Source organism: Thiocapsa sp., from assembly GCF_011390875.1.
Taxonomy (GTDB): domain Bacteria; phylum Pseudomonadota; class Gammaproteobacteria; order Chromatiales; family Chromatiaceae; genus Thiocapsa.
The window spans coordinates 49,588-65,943 of record NZ_JAABRP010000007.1 but is presented as its reverse complement, the minus strand read 5'-3'; the positions used below and the strand labels follow the sequence as shown (position 1 = coordinate 65,943).

At 62.5% G+C, this 16,356-nt stretch carries 15 protein-coding genes and 1 tRNA gene; 4 read left to right on the top strand and 12 right to left on the bottom strand.

Annotation, left to right across the window (positions count from 1 at the left end):
• Together GPT33_RS00980 and GPT33_RS00975 are read left to right on the top strand one after the other, a co-directional pair.
• Positions 1–402 (top strand): Uma2 family endonuclease (locus tag GPT33_RS00980; protein WP_296804993.1); only part of this gene is annotated, 402 nt, incomplete at its 5' end.
• Positions 399–833 carry a nuclear transport factor 2 family protein gene (locus GPT33_RS00975; RefSeq protein ID WP_296804991.1) on the top strand — a complete coding sequence of 145 codons (435 nt, stop codon included), beginning with the start codon at positions 399–401 and terminating at the stop codon, positions 831–833. The genes GPT33_RS00980 and GPT33_RS00975, both read left to right, overlap by 4 nt.
• Positions 834–1,244: 411 nt before the next feature.
• Here GPT33_RS00975 and GPT33_RS00970 read toward each other — a convergent pair whose 3' ends face one another.
• From GPT33_RS00970 to uvrC, 5 genes are all read right to left on the bottom strand, one after another.
• Positions 1,245–1,925, bottom strand: a complete 681-nt coding sequence (locus GPT33_RS00970) for a DUF6064 family protein (RefSeq protein ID WP_296804989.1) — start codon at positions 1,923–1,925, stop codon at positions 1,245–1,247.
• Positions 1,925–2,857 carry an aldo/keto reductase gene (locus tag GPT33_RS00965; protein ID WP_296804987.1) on the bottom strand — a complete coding sequence of 311 codons (933 nt, stop codon included), beginning with the start codon at positions 2,855–2,857 and terminating at the stop codon, positions 1,925–1,927. Before GPT33_RS00965 ends, GPT33_RS00970 begins: the two co-directional genes overlap by 1 nt.
• A 735-nt stretch (positions 2,858–3,592) precedes the next feature.
• A tRNA-Gly gene (locus GPT33_RS00960) sits at positions 3,593–3,667 on the bottom strand.
• A gap of 139 nt (positions 3,668–3,806) precedes the next feature.
• Positions 3,807–4,382 carry a CDP-diacylglycerol--glycerol-3-phosphate 3-phosphatidyltransferase gene (gene pgsA, locus GPT33_RS00955; RefSeq protein ID WP_296804985.1) on the bottom strand — a complete coding sequence of 192 codons (576 nt, stop codon included), beginning with the start codon at positions 4,380–4,382 and terminating at the stop codon, positions 3,807–3,809.
• Between the two features lie 3 nt (positions 4,383–4,385).
• Positions 4,386–6,200 carry an excinuclease ABC subunit UvrC gene (gene uvrC / locus GPT33_RS00950; protein WP_296805003.1) on the bottom strand — a complete coding sequence of 605 codons (1,815 nt, stop codon included), beginning with the start codon at positions 6,198–6,200 and terminating at the stop codon, positions 4,386–4,388.
• A gap of 506 nt (positions 6,201–6,706) precedes the next feature.
• Here uvrC and GPT33_RS00945 point away from each other — a divergent pair.
• Entirely contained in the window at positions 6,707–7,888 is a 1,182-nt protein-coding gene (locus tag GPT33_RS00945) for an NnrS family protein (protein WP_296804983.1), read from the top strand.
• Between the two features lie 201 nt (positions 7,889–8,089).
• Here GPT33_RS00945 and GPT33_RS00940 read toward each other — a convergent pair whose 3' ends face one another.
• Genes GPT33_RS00940 through GPT33_RS00930 form a run of 3 tightly spaced genes read right to left on the bottom strand, consistent with a single transcriptional unit; the run spans position 8,090 to position 9,800 of the window.
• Positions 8,090–8,470 (bottom strand): nitrous oxide-stimulated promoter family protein, encoded by a 381-nt coding sequence (locus tag GPT33_RS00940; protein WP_296804981.1) that lies wholly within the window; start codon positions 8,468–8,470, stop codon positions 8,090–8,092.
• A 41-nt stretch (positions 8,471–8,511) separates the two neighbouring features.
• Entirely contained in the window at positions 8,512–9,222 is a 711-nt protein-coding gene (locus GPT33_RS00935; protein ID WP_296804978.1) for a c-type cytochrome, read from the bottom strand.
• Entirely contained in the window at positions 9,219–9,800 is a 582-nt protein-coding gene (locus tag GPT33_RS00930) for an HPP family protein (RefSeq protein ID WP_296804976.1), read from the bottom strand. The genes GPT33_RS00935 and GPT33_RS00930 overlap by 4 nt, the downstream gene beginning before the upstream one ends.
• Positions 9,801–10,376: 576 nt before the next feature.
• Between GPT33_RS00930 and GPT33_RS00925 the strand changes: the two genes are divergently transcribed.
• Positions 10,377–11,018, top strand: a complete 642-nt coding sequence (locus GPT33_RS00925; protein WP_296804974.1) for a CBS domain-containing protein — start codon at positions 10,377–10,379, stop codon at positions 11,016–11,018.
• Positions 11,019–11,086: 68 nt separating this feature from the next.
• Here GPT33_RS00925 and GPT33_RS00920 read toward each other — a convergent pair whose 3' ends face one another.
• From GPT33_RS00920 to narH, 4 genes are all read right to left on the bottom strand, one after another.
• A complete protein-coding gene (locus GPT33_RS00920) occupies positions 11,087–12,175 on the bottom strand; it encodes a tellurite resistance/C4-dicarboxylate transporter family protein (protein WP_296804972.1) in 1,089 nt (362 codons plus the stop codon).
• A 348-nt stretch (positions 12,176–12,523) separates the two neighbouring features.
• The gene (locus GPT33_RS00915) at positions 12,524–14,059 is read right to left on the bottom strand and encodes a respiratory nitrate reductase subunit gamma (RefSeq protein WP_296804970.1); all 1,536 of its coding nucleotides are present in this window, start codon (positions 14,057–14,059) and stop codon (positions 12,524–12,526) included.
• Entirely contained in the window at positions 14,056–14,805 is a 750-nt protein-coding gene (locus GPT33_RS00910; protein ID WP_296804968.1) for a molecular chaperone TorD family protein, read from the bottom strand. The genes GPT33_RS00915 and GPT33_RS00910 overlap by 4 nt, the downstream gene beginning before the upstream one ends.
• Positions 14,806–14,807: 2 nt before the next feature.
• Positions 14,808–16,355: a nitrate reductase subunit beta gene (gene narH, locus GPT33_RS00905; protein ID WP_296804966.1), complete on the bottom strand. Its 1,548-nt coding sequence runs from the start codon at positions 16,353–16,355 to the stop codon at positions 14,808–14,810.
• Between the last annotated feature and the right edge of the window lies 1 nt (position 16,356).

Here is a 16,356-nt window from a genome sequence, read left to right as displayed (position 1 = left end):
AGGGACATCGAGCTTGAAGGCTACGGCTCCTGGACCCTGAAGGAAAAAGCCAAGCGGCTCGGTACCGAGGCCGACGAGTGTTATCTGGTGGGTCCGATCCGCCTTGCACCGAAGGTCCCGGACATCGCGATCGAGGTGATCTGGACCAGCGGAGGCGTCGACAAGCTCGCGGTCTATCGCGGACTCGGCGTGCCCGAGGTCTGGTTCTGGGAGGACGGCACGTTGCGCTTCTTCGTCCTGCAGGACGAGACCTATCTCGCCGCGACCCGCAGCCGCGCGCTGCCTGCGTTGGATCCCGCGCTCATCGTGCGCTGCATGGGCGAGCCCACCCAGACACGCGCGATCCGGGCGTTGCGCATCGCGCTGCTCGGCATCCCGGCCGCGCCGGATTCCGGCCGATGAGCCGATTCCAGACCCCGGACGAGGTCGAAGCAGCCTTCTATACCGCCTTCCAGACGCTCGACATCGCCTTGATGGGAGCGGTCTGGGCGGAGCAGCCAAGCCCGGTCTGCGTCCACCCCGGCGGCGATCTCCTGCAGGGGCGCAGCGAGGTCCTGAACAGTTGGCGCGAGGTCCTGACCGGGGCCGAGCGCCCGGACCTGCAGTACCGCGTCATCCAACGCACGGCGGCCGAGGGGCTCGCCGTGCATCTGGTCGAGGAGCTGATCCGCCCGAGCCGCTCGCGCGAGGAGCCCAATCGGATCCTGGCGACGAACGTCTACCGGCAGAGCGCCGAGGGCTGGCGGATGACGGCCCATCACGCCTCCTTGCCGCTCATGCGCAGGCGACCCGAGACGACACCGTCCGAGACTCCGAAGCCGCGGATGCATTGAACCTAAACCGCGCCAGGCGCGGTGATGTGATGTTTTTGGATGGAATCGGCCACGGCAGACTCGACGATCGATCGGCCGGAGGCAACGCCGCGAAGCGGCGCTCCCCGGGATAGACGACTTGCAGTCGTCCTCTTCGGCCGGCCCGACGGCCCTAGATCGTCGGGTAGAGCGCGACCCCACCGGCACTCAGAACGCTTGGAAGAGGACGACTGCAAGTCGTCTATCCCGGGCGGTGTCGCCGTTTCGCGACGACCGTTGGCGGCACTTCCGGCAGAATCGTCTGCGCAGTGGGATGTTGATTCCCGGAAATCGCCTAAACCGCGTCTCCCCCAGTCGTTGTCGTTGTCGTTGTCGATTAAGACAACGACAACGACAACGATTAGATTCGGCGCTCAACCACCCTCCGACACTTTACTCAAGCCGACTTCGCCCGGAGACCCACGGCCAAACGACGACACCCAAATAGAGCGCCGCGGCAAGCGGCATGACCGGCCAAGTCGGAACGCTCAGGACCCAGAGGGTCGCCCCGCTGATCAGGCACCAGGCGAGCGGAATGATCGACAGCAGCCAGCGCAACGGATGATGGATCATCAGAAGCAGACCCAATGTTGCAATCGCCGTCGGATCCGGTGCGCTGCCGAAGACCTCCAGACCGTACCAGGGTCGATCGGAAAGGAGTCCGAGCAGGGGTTGAAGCGCGAGCGCGAAGACGAGGATCCAGATCCCCGGACCGGGATCCCGGTCCGTGCCTTCCCGAGAACCGGACAGCGGGCGCCAACCGAGCACGACGCCCATGAGCACGCCCTGCAACACGAAGCCGATCCCGAAATAGATCCCCGGCCAGCTCAGGGGCGCGTACCAGTGGACCTGAAAGACCCAGCCGACCCAAACCCAGCAGACGGCGGTTAGGAGAAACGGTGTCCGAAGCATCCGACCCCCTGCCCGACGTGCCGTGAATAGGGCCGTCAGACCCATCGCGAGCCCGATGATCGGCGCCGGCCAGAGCCCGATGTTGTAGCGCTCGAAAAGCCTGAAATAGGTCTCGCGCGAAAACGGGATCAGGTCGACGAGCGAATAGCTCAAGAGGTCCATCAGAGCGCGGCGACATCGGCGGCCATGCGGCGTCGGAGCGCCGCATCCGGCATGGCACCCCGCGCGGACGCCATATTCTCGACCATATGATCCACCTGACTGGTCGCCGGGATGGCACAGGTCACGGCAGGGTGCGAGACGATGAACTTGAGCAGAATCTGCGACCAGTCGGTGCAGTCGATCTCGCGCGCCCAACCCGGCAAGGGGTGGCGCTTGACGCGATCGATCAACGAGCCGCCCTGGAAGGGCCGATTGGCGATCACCGCGATCCCCCGCTCCGCGGCCAAGGGAAGCAGGCGAGCCTCGGCCTCGCGATCCTCGATGTTGTAGGTCAATTGCACGAAATCGATCGGGTGCGTCTCCATGATCCGGGCAAGCTCCGGGTGACGACGACCGTGCGACGTCGTGACGCCGATATAACGCACCTTCCCATCGGCCTTCATCGCCGATAGGGTCTCCAGATGGCCCTTCCAGTTCACCAGATTGTGGACCTGAAGCAGATCCAGACGCGGCAGACCCCAGAGCCGCTCGGATGCCGCGATCTGCTCGAGACCCTCTGCGGTCGAGGAGGTCCAGACCTTGGTCGCCGAGAACAAACCCTTGGGGCGATCCAGTCTCGCCAAGCAGCTGCCGACGACCGCCTCGGCCGTCCCGTACATGGGCGAGGAGTCGATCATGCCGCCGCCTGCCGCGAAGAAGGCACGCAGAACATCGGTGCGCACGTCACGTGCCACCGGGTCGTCTCCGACGTTGAAGGTGATCCAGGTTCCCATGCCGATGACCGGCAACGGTTCGCCGGTTGAGGGGATCGATTTGACAAGGGGCTGACCGTCCTCTGCCCGGCTGTTGCCAGGCAGCGTCAGGAAGGACAGAGGCACGACCGCGAGGGCCGCAAGAAAGGCACGCCGACTCGATACGCAAGATCGATCCATAGACATCCTCCAGGTACCGTCCGCCGAGCGGACTCGAGCATCCCGGAATTTGACCGTGATCGCGGGGATGGTTGCACGAAAGGCCATCAATAAGGGGGCCGTACTTGTGGCCCGCACATAGACCACTTCCGGCACAGCCGCGAAAGAGCACCTTCTTTCGGCTCCTTCATGCCCTTCACGGCTCGCAACAACAAGGCATCGGAATGACCAAAACCGAACTGCTCGAACTGATCAAAAACGGCGAGAGCTCCGGCGTGGAGTTCAACCTAGATCCGGCAGTTGACCGCTTCGTGCTTCATGCAAGGCTTTGACGGCCTTGAAGATCGAGGTCGTCCGAGAGCTCACCCGCCGGGTGATGGCCGCTACGCCCCCTGGAGCAGCTGGCGAAGGAGCAGGCCGGCACGAGCAGGCGTTTGGCCTATTCCTCGCGCAGGGATGTTTAGGTAACGGTTGGAGTCGGTGGGCGCGAGCAGTAGACGCAGATGTCATCGCTCGGCGAGTTGAACACCGGTTTTGTCTAAGTCGTCGGCGAGATCTCTGAAGATCGCCCGAGCCCGGAGGGTACGCAGATAGATCAGGAAAACCGATCTAGGGTCGCCATAGTCACACGCGAGAAGAACGAAGTACGCGAACGATGACGGAAAGCAAGGAGGTGAGAAGTGCTCCTAGGTGCGACACGATCAGAACCCTGACTGATCGCCGTGGCAACACACTTTCGGAGCACACTCGGGTATTTGGAGCGGGAAACGAGATTCGAACTCGCGACCCCAACCTTGGCAAGGTTGTGCTCTACCACTGAGCTATTCCCGCTTTGGAGCCGTGCATTTTAAGGCATTTCTCGATGCTGTCAACTCTTCGATTGCATCGATCTCTCATCGACCCGACGAGTGCGGGCAACGCTGTGCTGATCCTCCCGAACCCGAACCCGAACCCGAACCCGATCCGGACCTCAATCGCGCCTCTCGCCATCGACCTGACCGGACAGGCTCGGCCACGCCGCGCGCAGATAGAGCACCATCGACCAGAGGGTGAGAACGGCCGCGACGTAGAGTAGAACGACACCCAAACCGTAGACCCAGGGGCCGAAAACGGTGTCGCGCAGGATCAACAGCACGATCGAGATCATCTGTGCCGTCGTCTTGATCTTGCCGGTCATCGAGACGGCGACCTTGGCGCGGGCGCCGATCTCGGCCATCCACTCGCGCAGCGCGGAGACCGTAATCTCGCGTCCAATGATCACGACTGCCGGGAGCGCCAGGAGGGTGCGCGGGTCGTATTGGACCAGCAGAACGAGCGCGACCGCGACCATGAGCTTGTCGGCAACCGGATCGAGGAAGGCCCCGAGCGGCGAGGTCTGCTCCCAGAGACGCGCGAGATAGCCGTCGAGCCAATCCGTCAAGGCAGCGGCGCCGAAGACCGCTGCAGCGACATAGGGCGCCCAAGGTGCCTCGGCGTAGAATACGACGACAAACACCGGGATCAGGACGATCCGGAGCATCGTCAGAAGGTTGGGGATATTCCACATACGTCAGGGCCCCGCGGCCTCCTCGTGAAAGGCATCATAGATCTGTTGTGCCAATTGTCGGCCGATGCCGTCGACGCAGGCAATGTCCTCGACCCCTGCGCGGGCCAGGCCGCGGATGCCGCCGAACTGCTTCAGAAGACGCTGGCGGCGACGCGGACCGATCCCGGCGAGCCCTTCCAGCGTGGATGTCGTGCGTGCCTTGGCACGGCGCTGGCGATGACCGGTGATGGCGAACCGATGGGCCTCGTCGCGGATCTGCTCGATCAGATGCATGGCGGGGGAATCGCTTGGCAGTATAAGCGGCGACTCGACGTCCAACAACCAAAGCAGCTCGGTGCCGGGGCGACGATCAGGCCCCTTCGAAATGCCCACCAACTGCACGCCGGCGATGCCGAGCTCTTGGAGCGCTTCGCCGACCGCTCGGATCTGTCCGCGTCCGCCGTCGATGAAGAGGATATCGGGGATCGGATACTCGCCCTGTTTGACGCGCGTATAGCGCCGGGTCAGGGCCTGATGCAGCGCCGCGTAGTCGTCGCCGGGGATGATGCCCTCGATGTTGAAGCGGCGGTAATCCGACTTGCGCGCCCCCTCGCCATCGAAAACCACGCAGGAGGCGACGGTGCGCTCGCCTTGGGTGTGACTGATGTCGAAGCACTCCATGCGCTGAGGCCGCTCGGGGAGATCCAGCGCATCGCGCAGCGCCTCGATGCGGCGACCGTAGCCGGCCTGGCTGCCGAGCCTGGATTTGAGCGCGACCTCGGCATTGCCGCGGGCCATCTCGAGCCAGCGCGCACGCTCGGCGCGCACCCGCCATTTGATCTGCACCCGCCGCTCGGCGCGTTGCGAGAGCGCCGTCTCCAAGAGCGCGTGCTCCTCCGGCTCGACGCTGACCACCAGCTCGGGCGGGATCTGCTTGTCGGCGTAGAACTGGGCCAGGAACCCGGCCAAGAGGGTCGCGTCGTCCGTGTCGTCGGGCGTCTTCGGAAAGAATGCCTTGTTGCCGAGGTTGCGTCCGGCGCGGATGAAGAAGACCTGCACACAGCTCGTCCCGCCCTCTTGGGCGCAGGCGATGATGTCGAGGTCGCCGCCCTCCCCGCTCACGTATTGGCGCTGCTGGATCCGGCTCAGGGTCGCGATCTGATCGCGCAGAACGGCGGCTCGCTCAAATTCGAGCGCGGCGGCGGCCTGCTCCATGCTGCGCCCCAGATCCGCGATCGCCTCCTCGGCACGCCCGTCGAGAAACTGGATGGTGTGGGCGACATCCTCGGCGTATTCCTCGCGACTGACGAGTCCGACACAGGGACCGCTGCAGCGCTTAATCTGATACTGCAGACAGGGTCTCGAGCGGTTATTGAAGAAGGTGTCTTCGCACTGGCGCACCGGGAACAGCTTCTGCAGCAACTGCAGGGTCTCGCGCACGGCCCAGGCGCTCGGATAGGGGCCGAAGAGGCGCCCTTTGGATTTGCGCGGCCCCCGGTAAAACGCAAGTCTCGGGAAATCGTCCTGCGTGCTGAGATAGATGAAGGGATAGCTCTTGTCGTCGCGCAGCAGCACGTTGAAGCGCGGACGCAGCGACTTGATGAGGTTGCTCTCGAGCAGCAACGCCTCGCCCTCGGTGCGGGTGACCGTCACCTCGATGTCGACGATCTGGCTCACCATCACCTGAAGGCGTCGGGTCAGCGCCCGGCTGAAATAGCTCGACACCCGGCGTTTGAGGTTCTTGGCCTTGCCGACATAGAGCACTGTGGCGTCGGCATCCAGCATCCTGTAGACGCCCGGACTTTGGGGGATGCGCTCGAGGAGGGCTCGCGCGGGCATCTCGGGTCCGGGCGGGCCCTCCTCGGCATCTCGATCGGGAGCGGTATCGTTCATGTGCGGATTAGAGCGCAATCGAGCAATGACGATCCAGACCAAACCTCAAGGCAAAACGAGGCGCCGTCATGCCGAACCGATTCCTCGGCGGCCTCGCTCATGAGACTGCCACCCAAAACCTCATCAGCTCGTGACACCCGCCCTGCAGTGTCGCGCATGCCTCGTGGCGCTCTGCGCCACGTGCCGCGATGGCCGGGGTCACGACAAGGCTTCTCGCTTCGCTCCCCCGGCGCCTCATCTTGACCCACGTCAAGGACGCACCTACAGGCCATCGCTAGGGTAAATTGTTGCGACAGCGCGCCACGACCCCGCGAAGCTCGGCCATATTCGCGCGAGACGACCGGGGCGATTTGGCTCGCGTCCATCCGCCCCACACTCCGACTCCCGGAAGCCGCTCCCGCTCAAGCGCTCGATCGGGCTCGCGCCGACCACCGATAAGGACAACCACCCAGATGCGCGTCGACCCGCTCACCAAGACCAAGAGACCGATCAGCGTCCTTGCGCTCGGCTTCCGGCCCTTCTTTCTGGCCGCGGGGATCGCCGCCGTCCTGTCCGTTCTGATCTGGCTCGCAATGCTGACGGGCCATTTCCCGCAGCCCGCCTACTTGGCCGGGCCGGCCTGGCACGCCCACGAGATGCTTTTCGGTTATCTGGCAGCCGTCATCGCCGGGTTCCTGTTGACGGCCGTGCGCAACTGGAGCGGCATGGACACGCCGACCGGCACGGCACTCGCGGCCTTGGTCGCGCTCTGGTTGGCCGCACGTCTGATGCCGTGGCTCGGGCTGCCGGCCTTGGTGGTCGCGCTGACGGATGTTGCCTTCTTCCCGGTACTGGCGTTCGCGCTGCGACGGCCGCTCTGGTTCGGCCCCAATCCGGTGAACCGCGTCTTCTTGCTGCTGTTCGCAGGAATGACGCTCGCGAGCGCGCTGGTCCATCTCGATGTGCTCGGCGTCCTCCCGGGCGGGGCGGCACGGGGTCATCGTCTGATGCTGGACCTTGTCATCCTGACGATGCTGCTGGTCTCGGGCCGGGTGATGCCTTTCTTCATCGAGCGCGGAATCACCGGCGCCAAGCCACGCAGCTTTCAGTTCGTCGAGCGTCTGACCTTCCTCCTCGCCGCAGCGCTTCTGATCGCCGACCTCATCCAGCCCTACGGCTCCCCGTCGGGCGCCTTCGCGATCGCTTTGGGCCTAGTGCTTCTGGTGCGGATTGCCGGCTGGCACGATCGACGTGTCTGGACGACACCTATGTTGACGGTGCTCTATGTGGGTCTGCTCTGGCTCGCGCTTGGCCTGATCCTGGACGGGCTCCCCGCTTTCACCGCACTACCTGCCCGCGGTGCACTGCACACACTGACGATCGGGGCGATCGGGGTCGTGACGCTCGGGATGATGGCCCGGGTCGCCGTCGGCCACACCGGCCGGGCGATGCAGGCCGCTCGTCTGACGATCGTCGCCTTCGTCCTGATCAACTGCGCGGCCGCCTTGCGCGGTCTCGCACCTCTGATCTACCCGGCCGGCTACCACGCCTGGCTGATGAGCGCGGGGCTCTGTTGGATCCTCGCCTTCGGGCTCTTCCTCTGGGTGCATGCACCCATGCTGGTCGCGCCCCGCCCGGACGGGCGCCCGGGCTGACGCGGCATCGGGGGCATCGTTTGGGTGCGATTCAACACAACCGAGGATGACGGGTCGAGCGTCAGCGAAACCTATCCAGCGTGCGCCAAGGGCGTCGGACCGAAACCCGGCGACGCGGCGGTTGGGAGGATGGGTTTCGCTGACGCTCGACCCATCCTAAGCGCTCATCATGTGTTCACTCTGTTTTTGAATCGTCACGGCTCACTCGGGCGTCGTGTCCGACCGGGCCTTGCCTGTCTGTGCACGTCTCGTTTTCTTCAACTGGGGCGCCGGACGGAGCTTGTCGAGGATGTGCCCGAGACTCAGGATCGGATGGGGCCAGAGCATGCGCGGGCCGGCATAGCGCATCACAGCGCGCACCCGCTCGCGCATCAGGGCGCTGTAGCAGTGCACCTCGCAGAGATTGCAGGCCGGTTTTTCTTCCTGGAAAGGACAGGTGTCGAGGCGGCGATGCGCATACTCGAGCAAGCACACGCACTCGGTGCAGAGTTCCTCGTAGCCTGGGTGATGATCCCGGCAGTAGATGGCCATCATGGCAGTGATGGTCTTTTTCTCGCGCGTAATGCGTCGGCCGAACGGCATAAGACGTCCTCGGATACGGATGCAGAGCGGGTCCTCGACGATCAATCGTCCAGGATCGAGAGGTAGGCAAAGATGTCGCGCAGCTCTTCGGCGGTGAAGGCCGCCAGCAACTCCTCGGCATCCGGGTCGGACGGGTCATGCACACGCCTCTTATCGATGTATTTGTCGACCTGGCGCAGCATGTACCCGGTGTACTGACCGGCCAACATGGGCACGGCATCGCGCTCGCGTCCCAGGCCGTCGCGGCCGTGGCAGGAGGCACACTCCTTGTCGTAGATGCGCTCGCCGACAACCGCATCACCCTCCGCGCGCGGGATCTGAACGATCCGTTTGGTGGCCATCAGCCGCTCGTAGGCGTTGAAATCCGCCGCTGTCTCGTCGACCGGCGGGAGGCGACTCGGCAGCTCGATCGCGGCGAGAAAGGCCGAGATATCGCGAATATCCGAATCCGGCATCTGCCGATGATCCGTGTGCTCCACCATGGCGAGATTCTCGCGCTCGCGCGCCCTGAACAGGTCGAGCTGCCGTGCGATGAAGGCGGCGGGGAGACCTGCCAGGCGTGGATATTCGCCGTCCTTTCCGCCTTGGCCATATTCGCCGTGGCAGCCGGCACAGACCTCGTTGATCTCAGCTGCGTTTTCCAAGTCCGCATCGGCGAACGGATCCTCGGCCTCTTCGGCCAGCGCAAAAGGCGCAACAAGCAGGCAGCCCAGGGCGATGCCTACAGCAACACGCAACACGGGTCGACTCATATCCAGTTCTCCGGATAACGACGTGTCGCGGGGATGTTGTTCACAAGAAGGGCCACCGCCAGCAGGATCAGCGGCCCGAGGGTCGCCGGAATCAGCACGTAGTAATATCCCATCGCGTGAATCTCCTCCGAGCCGATCACCGCAATCAGAGCGGTTGCGCCCCCCGGCGGATGCAGGGTCTTACTTAGATGCATGAACGCAATCGCAGTGGCCACCGCGACTGCTTGTGCAAGCCAGGGATCCGCGGACAGCAGCTTCCAACTGGTGACGCCGACCAGCGCCGAGATGACGTGACCGCCGACTAGGTTACGGGGCTGAGCCAATGGGCTGCGAGCCGCCCCGTAGAGCAGGACCGCGGATGCACCGAGCGAGCCGATCGTGAGCGTGAGGTCGATCTCCGAGAAGAACGCCTGATTGACCCAACCGACCAGACCGATCCCGAGGAATGCACCGATCCACGACCAGAAGACCTCCTGATTGCTGACCCGTGGCGGACTTCCCCGTGTGGTCCCGCGCATCTTTCGGACGTAAGCCATCAGGCTCAAGGCTTGCCTCCAATTGGCTTGCGTACCGGACATGTCGATACGACTGCGGTGCGGTTCCGGGGCGCGACCGACCCGGTCCTCAACCGCGTGGAATCCTTATACCGAATTTGAAACTCAGGGCGTGATGAGGGCCTTGACCCATATCAAACCTGACGACCGAAACCACAGCTGGGTCGTGCCAGACCGGACAGCCCTACATCCTGTTCGACATCCTGGAGTTTCCTCGACCGGATCCGGTGCGGGATCTGGCACCGCACCTGATCCTGCTCGATGACGGTCGCGGCGTGAATCTCGGTCGGATCGCGCGAATCAACCTGGAGCGGCCCTTCGGTGCGACACCCGAGCAGATTCTCTACCAGGATCGTCGAGCCACTCGAGACCTTTTGCTTACGGAGCGGCAGCTCTCACAGACATCGATCGCCGAACGCTCGCGAAAGCCTCTCGGACAGGTGCTTGGGATGGAGGCTCCCCGGTTCGAGACCGCGCAAAGTCCCGCCCTCGAAACGCGTAAGAAGTCACCGGTTTGACCTGTCTCAAGGCTATTTGCCCGTGATCCACGCCTAATAAGCCCGCCAGCGGCGTTGAAGCCGATCATACGGGGGTCATCAGATGACAGAGAGCCATCTTCATCTCTTTCAGGAGCCGGACCACGCCAGTATCGACGAGATCCGGGAGCTTGAGCTTTCGGACGCCGACATCCTGGATGCGATGCGGGAGATTCCCGGCTATATCGACATTACGACAACGGACTTCCGAACCATTTATCACCTCGCCCATGCCCACGCCGTCGAGCGCATGAACAGCCGCATGTGTGCGAGAAACCTCATGCGGTCCCCGATCCAACCGCTGCATCCAACGACACCGCTTTACCACGCGGCCGCACTATTCGTGCGCCAAGGCGTCAAAGCGCTTCCGGTGGTCGTAGGCGGCGGACTGGTGAGCGGAATTCTGACCGAGACGGATATTCTCAAGCGGCTCGGTGCGGAGAGTTTTTTGGCGCTGCTTCCGCGATTGCTCGAACAATGCAGCCGTCTCGCCGACTGCTGTCACGAAACAGCGACGAGCGCGATGATGACATCTCCGGCAATCACCGTGACCGAGCACGCCGGTTTTTCTCAGATCATGTCCGCCTTCCGGAGCCACGGCGGACGCAGCATGCCGGTCGTCGACGACCGCGGTCGTCTGGCCGGCCTTCTGATGCGCAAGGATTTTCTCGCTGCCTGCCAACTCGATGTACAGTCGATCCGATGATGGGCGCTTGGCGCGCCATCAGGCGATTCTCCGGAACCTGGCGAGAAACGATAAACCTCTTGCCTTCTTTAATCGCCCGCGGAAACCGCGACTCTGACCACCGCCTCGATCGCTCGAAACAAACGCCTAAGAAGACCGAGAAAGGTCAGTCCCCAAGCCGCGAGCGCAATGTAGACGGTTATCGCCGGGATCCAGGTCAGGCCGTCGATTTGTAGTGCGTTCGCCAACAACGCGGTGCTCGCCGTGTACATGCCCAAGGGAAACACCGCACCCCAGAATAGTGGCGTGTAGACGATCGGCACGCGTCTGAGCCAATGCGTCCAGATCCCCAGGGCGATGAGGAGAGGTATCCACCAGGTCCCCGCAGCCCAAAAGAAAAGTGTGAAACCCTTGAGGAAAGGAACCAGCTCGACCAGTAATTGTGATTCTTCCGCGTGGAGAATCAGTGTCGCTCCGGCTTGTGTCGCGATCGCCGTCGCCCCCATGCTGACCCAGTATGGCGGGGTAAAGCTCGCCGGCTCCAGATGCATGAAGGTCAATCGATAGAAAACCAGGGCGATGATATTGATATAAAGCATGCAGCCCATGAAATAGAAGAATAAGCTGATAAAGAGAATGAACTGCTGAGCGTCGGGAAAACGAAAGGCAACCATAGTCCCGAGTACTGCAATGGATTGCGTGGCAACCGATGCAATGAGCCAGACACCGCTCATGCCGTCCGTCAACGAGGGCTTGGTCGGATGGACGATGATCGCCGTGAAGAAAGAGTAGGTAATCAGCAGCCAGAGAAAGGCGCCGAACACCCACAATCCAAATGCAAGATCGGCGTCGCCGGTCAGCGTGAAGATCTGTACCCCAATCACGCAGGTCCCGGCGACGATCGTAAAATACCCCGGCCCTAAGGCATGTGCCCTGAGATCATCGACAAGGTGTGTAGGATAGACCAGCACGCGAAGGCCGGTCATAAACAAAAGCGCGGCGAAAGCAATCAAGTTGATGAAAAGAAGCGGATGGGCGATCCAGTCGAGCCCGACCAGATCACAGGCGATGGAGACGATCCCTGTCGCCATCACCAATGAAAAGTACGATGGCGGCAGCTTCTCGATCCAATATCGAGCCACAGTTGCGACCGTCTGTGAGCGCGTTGGTGATCCCATCGTTGCGTTGATGCCTCGGGTCGGTCATTGAAGCTCAATTCGGGGATCGGAATCGCGAAGCCGTAGAGGATCGAAAAGGTCTCCGTCGAGTTGGGCAGCCGCGTGACTCGACCACGCACTGAAACACCCGATCGTCACGTCATCTTGCTTTTCGTTGCGATCTTTAGACCTACGTCGCAGTTCAGCCCCCCCCAGCCCTCCCGCAAGGTGAGGGGTCTCGGACTCCTTGTCGAGATACTCCCTCCGCTCTTGCGTGGGAGGGCTGGGGAGGGGTCTGAACCCACACATGCTCGGTCCAGGTGCGCCCTCCGGAGTTGGACCCCGCGAGTCCGGTCCGGTCCGGGCCGATCAGCGTCGGGCAACCTGCCGTTGCGGAAAGACCTCCGATTCCAGGTAGGTAATGAGCGACCAGATCTTGTCCGGGCCGAGGTTTGCATAGGCGGGCATCAGCCATTCATCCTTGTTTCTCGGCAGTCCCGCGGCGATGCGGTAGTAGAGCTGCGTTTCACTCGACCCACCCTTGAGCGGCTCGGTGCGCAGATTGCGTGTCGGTACGGGGCGACCCGCCGCGTCCGTCCTGAGCGCCGTCAGAACGCCGTCCCCGGCGCCGGTCGGTCCGTGACAGACCGAGCACATGCCGGAGTAGAGCTCCTTGCCTTCCTTGATCATCGCCACTGTGGGAGCCGGCCTCGCAGGAACAGCGATGGGCTCGCCGGGTGTCGGGCGATCTTTCCAGAAGTGTTCGACGGTTTGCACCAGCGATTCGATTTGCCGATCGGAAAGCGCCGCGAAACCCGGCATTCCCGAACCGGTGAGCCCATGAATGATGGCGTGACGAAGATCCTCGCTCGACGCAACACCGTTCGATGTCGAGATGAACTGGAAATGCCCCTCGGTCAAATCTCTCGGAAGCGCGGTAAAGGTCGGCGATTTGGATCCGGGGCCGTCACCCTGACCTTCCAGTCCATGACAGCGGGCACATTGGCTGACATAGAGCGGATAGCCTTCGAGCACCTCCTGCGCCTGACTCGAGTCCGGACCCTTCGACTCCGTCGTGATCGCGGCATGGGCGGTTTGAACCAGGCCATCTCCTTTGGGGCTGGGCAGCACGAAGGCGATGAGAACCAAGACCCCGACAACGCCGGCGGTCAAATAGGTCATATAGGATTTGTCGGTGACGCCTTTGAATTCCCAACACCCCAACACCCAGCCGTTCTGGAATTTCTTCGCTGTCGTGCGCAAGACTTGATAGGGCCGCACGAGATAATTGACCGGAAGCGTCCAGGCATGGATCAACTTCGTGAAAGGGAAATAAGCCGCGAAGGCGAATGCAAGCAGGATATGGATTTTCGACAACAACGGCGCCGATGCCATCAGTTCCGGTTGGGGCGAGAGCCGCCAAAGACTGGCAAACCAGGGAGCTGCGGTATAGGAAACGCCCCAGATACGATCCCCCAACGCTTGATAGATGGCGACGCCCAGGATCGCGATGAGAAAGAAGTGCACGATGTAATCATCGGGCTGGCTCATTGCACGCATTTCGGGAACCAGTGTCCGCCGGATCAGCGCCATCACCGACCCGACAATGGCGACCAAACCGCCGAGCGTGGCCATCCAGAAAAAGGCGCCGACCCAGCTCCCCCACCCCAGCATCCCGCCGATCAATCCGGCGAGATGACCGAAGAAGACCAGGAAGATACCCCAGTGCAGCAAGTGAACCGCAAGTCCGAGGATATCGCGGCCCACGAAGATGCCGCTGGCCCGCGTCGACATTCCGAACGGCCGATAGACCATGCGAATGAAGGGCACGACGAAGAACAGCGTCAGTGCCACATAGGGGAAGACACCCCAAATGACGTAACTCGAAAAGAGAAAGTTGCTCATTGGCTGTACCAACCGGCTGTGGAGTTATCAGGAGATGGCGAGAGGCCCGGTGTCGAGGAGGTCCCCTTGCGCACCGGGATCGTCGCTTGAACCTCCGGCGCAAGCCAGACGGGATCGTCGGCGAGACGCTCCATGTCCTCCTCTGCCACAAACTCAAGTGCTTCCATCAGGAGGTCGTAGACGCTCTCGTATTTCTGCAGCGCCTTGCGCATCGCCGGGATGCCGGGCTGCAGGTACTGATCGACGAAACGTCGTCGCAGCCCGATACCGTCACGTTCCGGATGCGCGCTGCTCACCGCCAGGAACTCGATCATGACCGGCAGAAAATCCGGCAGCTCGGTAATGGCCAGGTCGAACCCGAAGTGTTCGTAGGTGGCCTTGAGCTCGATCATGTATTGATTGCGCCCGCAGGCACCGGCGCCCCGGCACGAGTTGGGCTCCTCGTACATGTGCGCGCCCAGATAGAGCGGACAGGGGGGCGTCAGCTCCAGGGTTGCAGTGTATTCATCGACGTTGTGCGCGGCCGGGGATGCCAGGAATCGCTCGATGCACTCGCGCATCGGCGTCTCCGGGATGGCCTGGAGGTCACGCTCCACCCGTCCGGCGTCCCGAACGGCCGGGTTGAGCAGAAGCTCTGCGATCAACCCGTACATGGCCCCGAGATCCCAGCCGGCCGACCCCGTCGAGACCTGTCCGGACGAACCCGGACCCGATACGAAGGCTTCGGTCGATTGGATTGCACTCATGGTCAGCTCCCCACACCCATCTTGTTGCCGTGGAAGGACGTGCGCCGCTTCGGACTCTGCTCGGGCGCGAGCAGGTCATAACCGGTGAACCCGCGTTCCAGATAGGGCGCGTTGTCCGTGTCCTCCGTACGCGAGGTCGCGATGACGAACCGCTCGTGGAAGTGCGCGAGCGAAAGCAGGCGATGCATATGCCGTGCTTGTGCGATCGTCAGTCCCACTGCCTTCAAGACGGAATCGTCGGTGCGACCCTCCACACGCTCCAGCCGACGGAACTCACGCAACGCAAGCTGACGCAGCAGGGCCGTCTCCACGAGCTTCGTATTCCCGGCGGCCAGCAGACGCGCCAGATACTCGATCGGGATCCGGAACTCCTTCAGATCCGGCAATACCGTGCCGCCGTCCACCATATCCAGCGTGCCCCGGTCATTCGGTTTGGCCGTCTGTACGGGACTCTCCGGCGGGATATAGAAGAGACTCGGCAGCGTACGGAACTCCGGATGCAGCGGCAGTGCAATCTCCCATTCCTTCACCATCTTGTAGACCGGCGAGCGGCGGCATGCCTCCAGCCAGTTGTCCGAGATGCCTTGACGCTTGGCCTCGGCAATGATCTCCGGATCGAAGGGGTCCAAGATGATGTCGCGATGCCGATCCACCAGCTCGTGCTCGGGGGCATTCGCCGTCTCGGCGACGCGGTCCAAATCGTAGAGCAGCGGACCGAGATAGCGGATACGACCCACGCACGCCTGGAAGCACATGGGCGGCTGGCCGGTTTCGAGACGCGGGAAGCAGAGGATGCATTTCTCCGACTTACCGGTGCGCCAGTTGTAATAGGTCTTCTTGTAAGGGCAACCCGAGACGCAATAGCGCCAACCCCGGCAACGATCCTGATCGATCAGGACCACACCGTCCTCTTCGCGCTTGTAGTTCGCTCCCGACGGGCAGGAACCGACACACGCGGGATTCAGGCAGTGATTGCAGATGCGCGGCAGATACATCATGAAGGAGTTTTCGAACTTCAGCAGCGCCTGCCGCGCCGCCGGCGTCATATCCATGAAGTTGTAGTCGAGCTTGCCCGTGCCCTCTTCATGAGTGCCGGCGCCGTTGTCCTCCCAATTCACGCCGTAGGTCAGCTCGATGTCCTCTTCGCCCGTGATCTGCGACTTGGGGCGTGCGACCGGTTGGGAATACTTGGTCGGCTGCTCCGAATGCAGATCCTCGTAGGTGAAGGTAAAGGGCCCCTTGCCGTAATAGTCATCCATTTGGGGCAAGACCGGGTTGTAGAAGAGACTAATCATCTCCCAGAACCGCGAGGCTTGATTCAGCTTGGGCGCGTCCGCACCCGGATCCTCCTTCCAACCGCCGCGGTACTTCTCCTGGTTCTCCCATTGCTTGGGATAGCCCGCGCCTGGTTTGGTCTCTACGTTGTTCCAGAACATGTATTCCGCGCCTTCACGGTTGGTCCACACGTTCTTGCACGCAATGGTGCAGGTTTGACAACCCAGACACTTATCCAGGTTGAAGACGATACCCATCTGTTGCTTGATACGCATG

Bases quoted from the DNA above. Each gene is read 5' to 3' on its own strand.
- pgsA (WP_296804985.1), bottom strand. From the start codon at position 4,382: ATGTGGAATATCCCCAACCTTCTGACGATGCTCCGGATCGTCCTGATC.
- GPT33_RS00940 (WP_296804981.1), bottom strand. From the start codon at position 8,470: ATGCCGTTCGGCCGACGCATTACGCGCGAGAAAAAGACCATCACTGCC.
- GPT33_RS00910 (WP_296804968.1), bottom strand. From the start codon at position 14,805: ATGAGTGCAATCCAATCGACCGAAGCCTTCGTATCGGGTCCGGGTTCG.
- GPT33_RS00945 (WP_296804983.1), top strand. From the start codon at position 6,707: ATGCGCGTCGACCCGCTCACCAAGACCAAGAGACCGATCAGCGTCCTT.
- uvrC (WP_296805003.1), bottom strand. From the start codon at position 6,200: ATGCCCGCGCGAGCCCTCCTCGAGCGCATCCCCCAAAGTCCGGGCGTC.
- GPT33_RS00935 (WP_296804978.1), bottom strand. From the start codon at position 9,222: ATGAGTCGACCCGTGTTGCGTGTTGCTGTAGGCATCGCCCTGGGCTGC.
- narH (WP_296804966.1), bottom strand. From the start codon at position 16,355: ATGCGTATCAAGCAACAGATGGGTATCGTCTTCAACCTGGATAAGTGT.
- GPT33_RS00930 (WP_296804976.1), bottom strand. From the start codon at position 9,800: ATGTCCGGTACGCAAGCCAATTGGAGGCAAGCCTTGAGCCTGATGGCT.
- GPT33_RS00920 (WP_296804972.1), bottom strand. From the start codon at position 12,175: ATGGGATCACCAACGCGCTCACAGACGGTCGCAACTGTGGCTCGATAT.
- GPT33_RS00965 (WP_296804987.1), bottom strand. From the start codon at position 2,857: ATGGATCGATCTTGCGTATCGAGTCGGCGTGCCTTTCTTGCGGCCCTC.
- GPT33_RS00925 (WP_296804974.1), top strand. From the start codon at position 10,377: ATGACAGAGAGCCATCTTCATCTCTTTCAGGAGCCGGACCACGCCAGT.
- GPT33_RS00970 (WP_296804989.1), bottom strand. From the start codon at position 1,925: ATGGACCTCTTGAGCTATTCGCTCGTCGACCTGATCCCGTTTTCGCGC.
- GPT33_RS00915 (WP_296804970.1), bottom strand. From the start codon at position 14,059: ATGAGCAACTTTCTCTTTTCGAGTTACGTCATTTGGGGTGTCTTCCCC.
- GPT33_RS00975 (WP_296804991.1), top strand. From the start codon at position 399: ATGAGCCGATTCCAGACCCCGGACGAGGTCGAAGCAGCCTTCTATACC.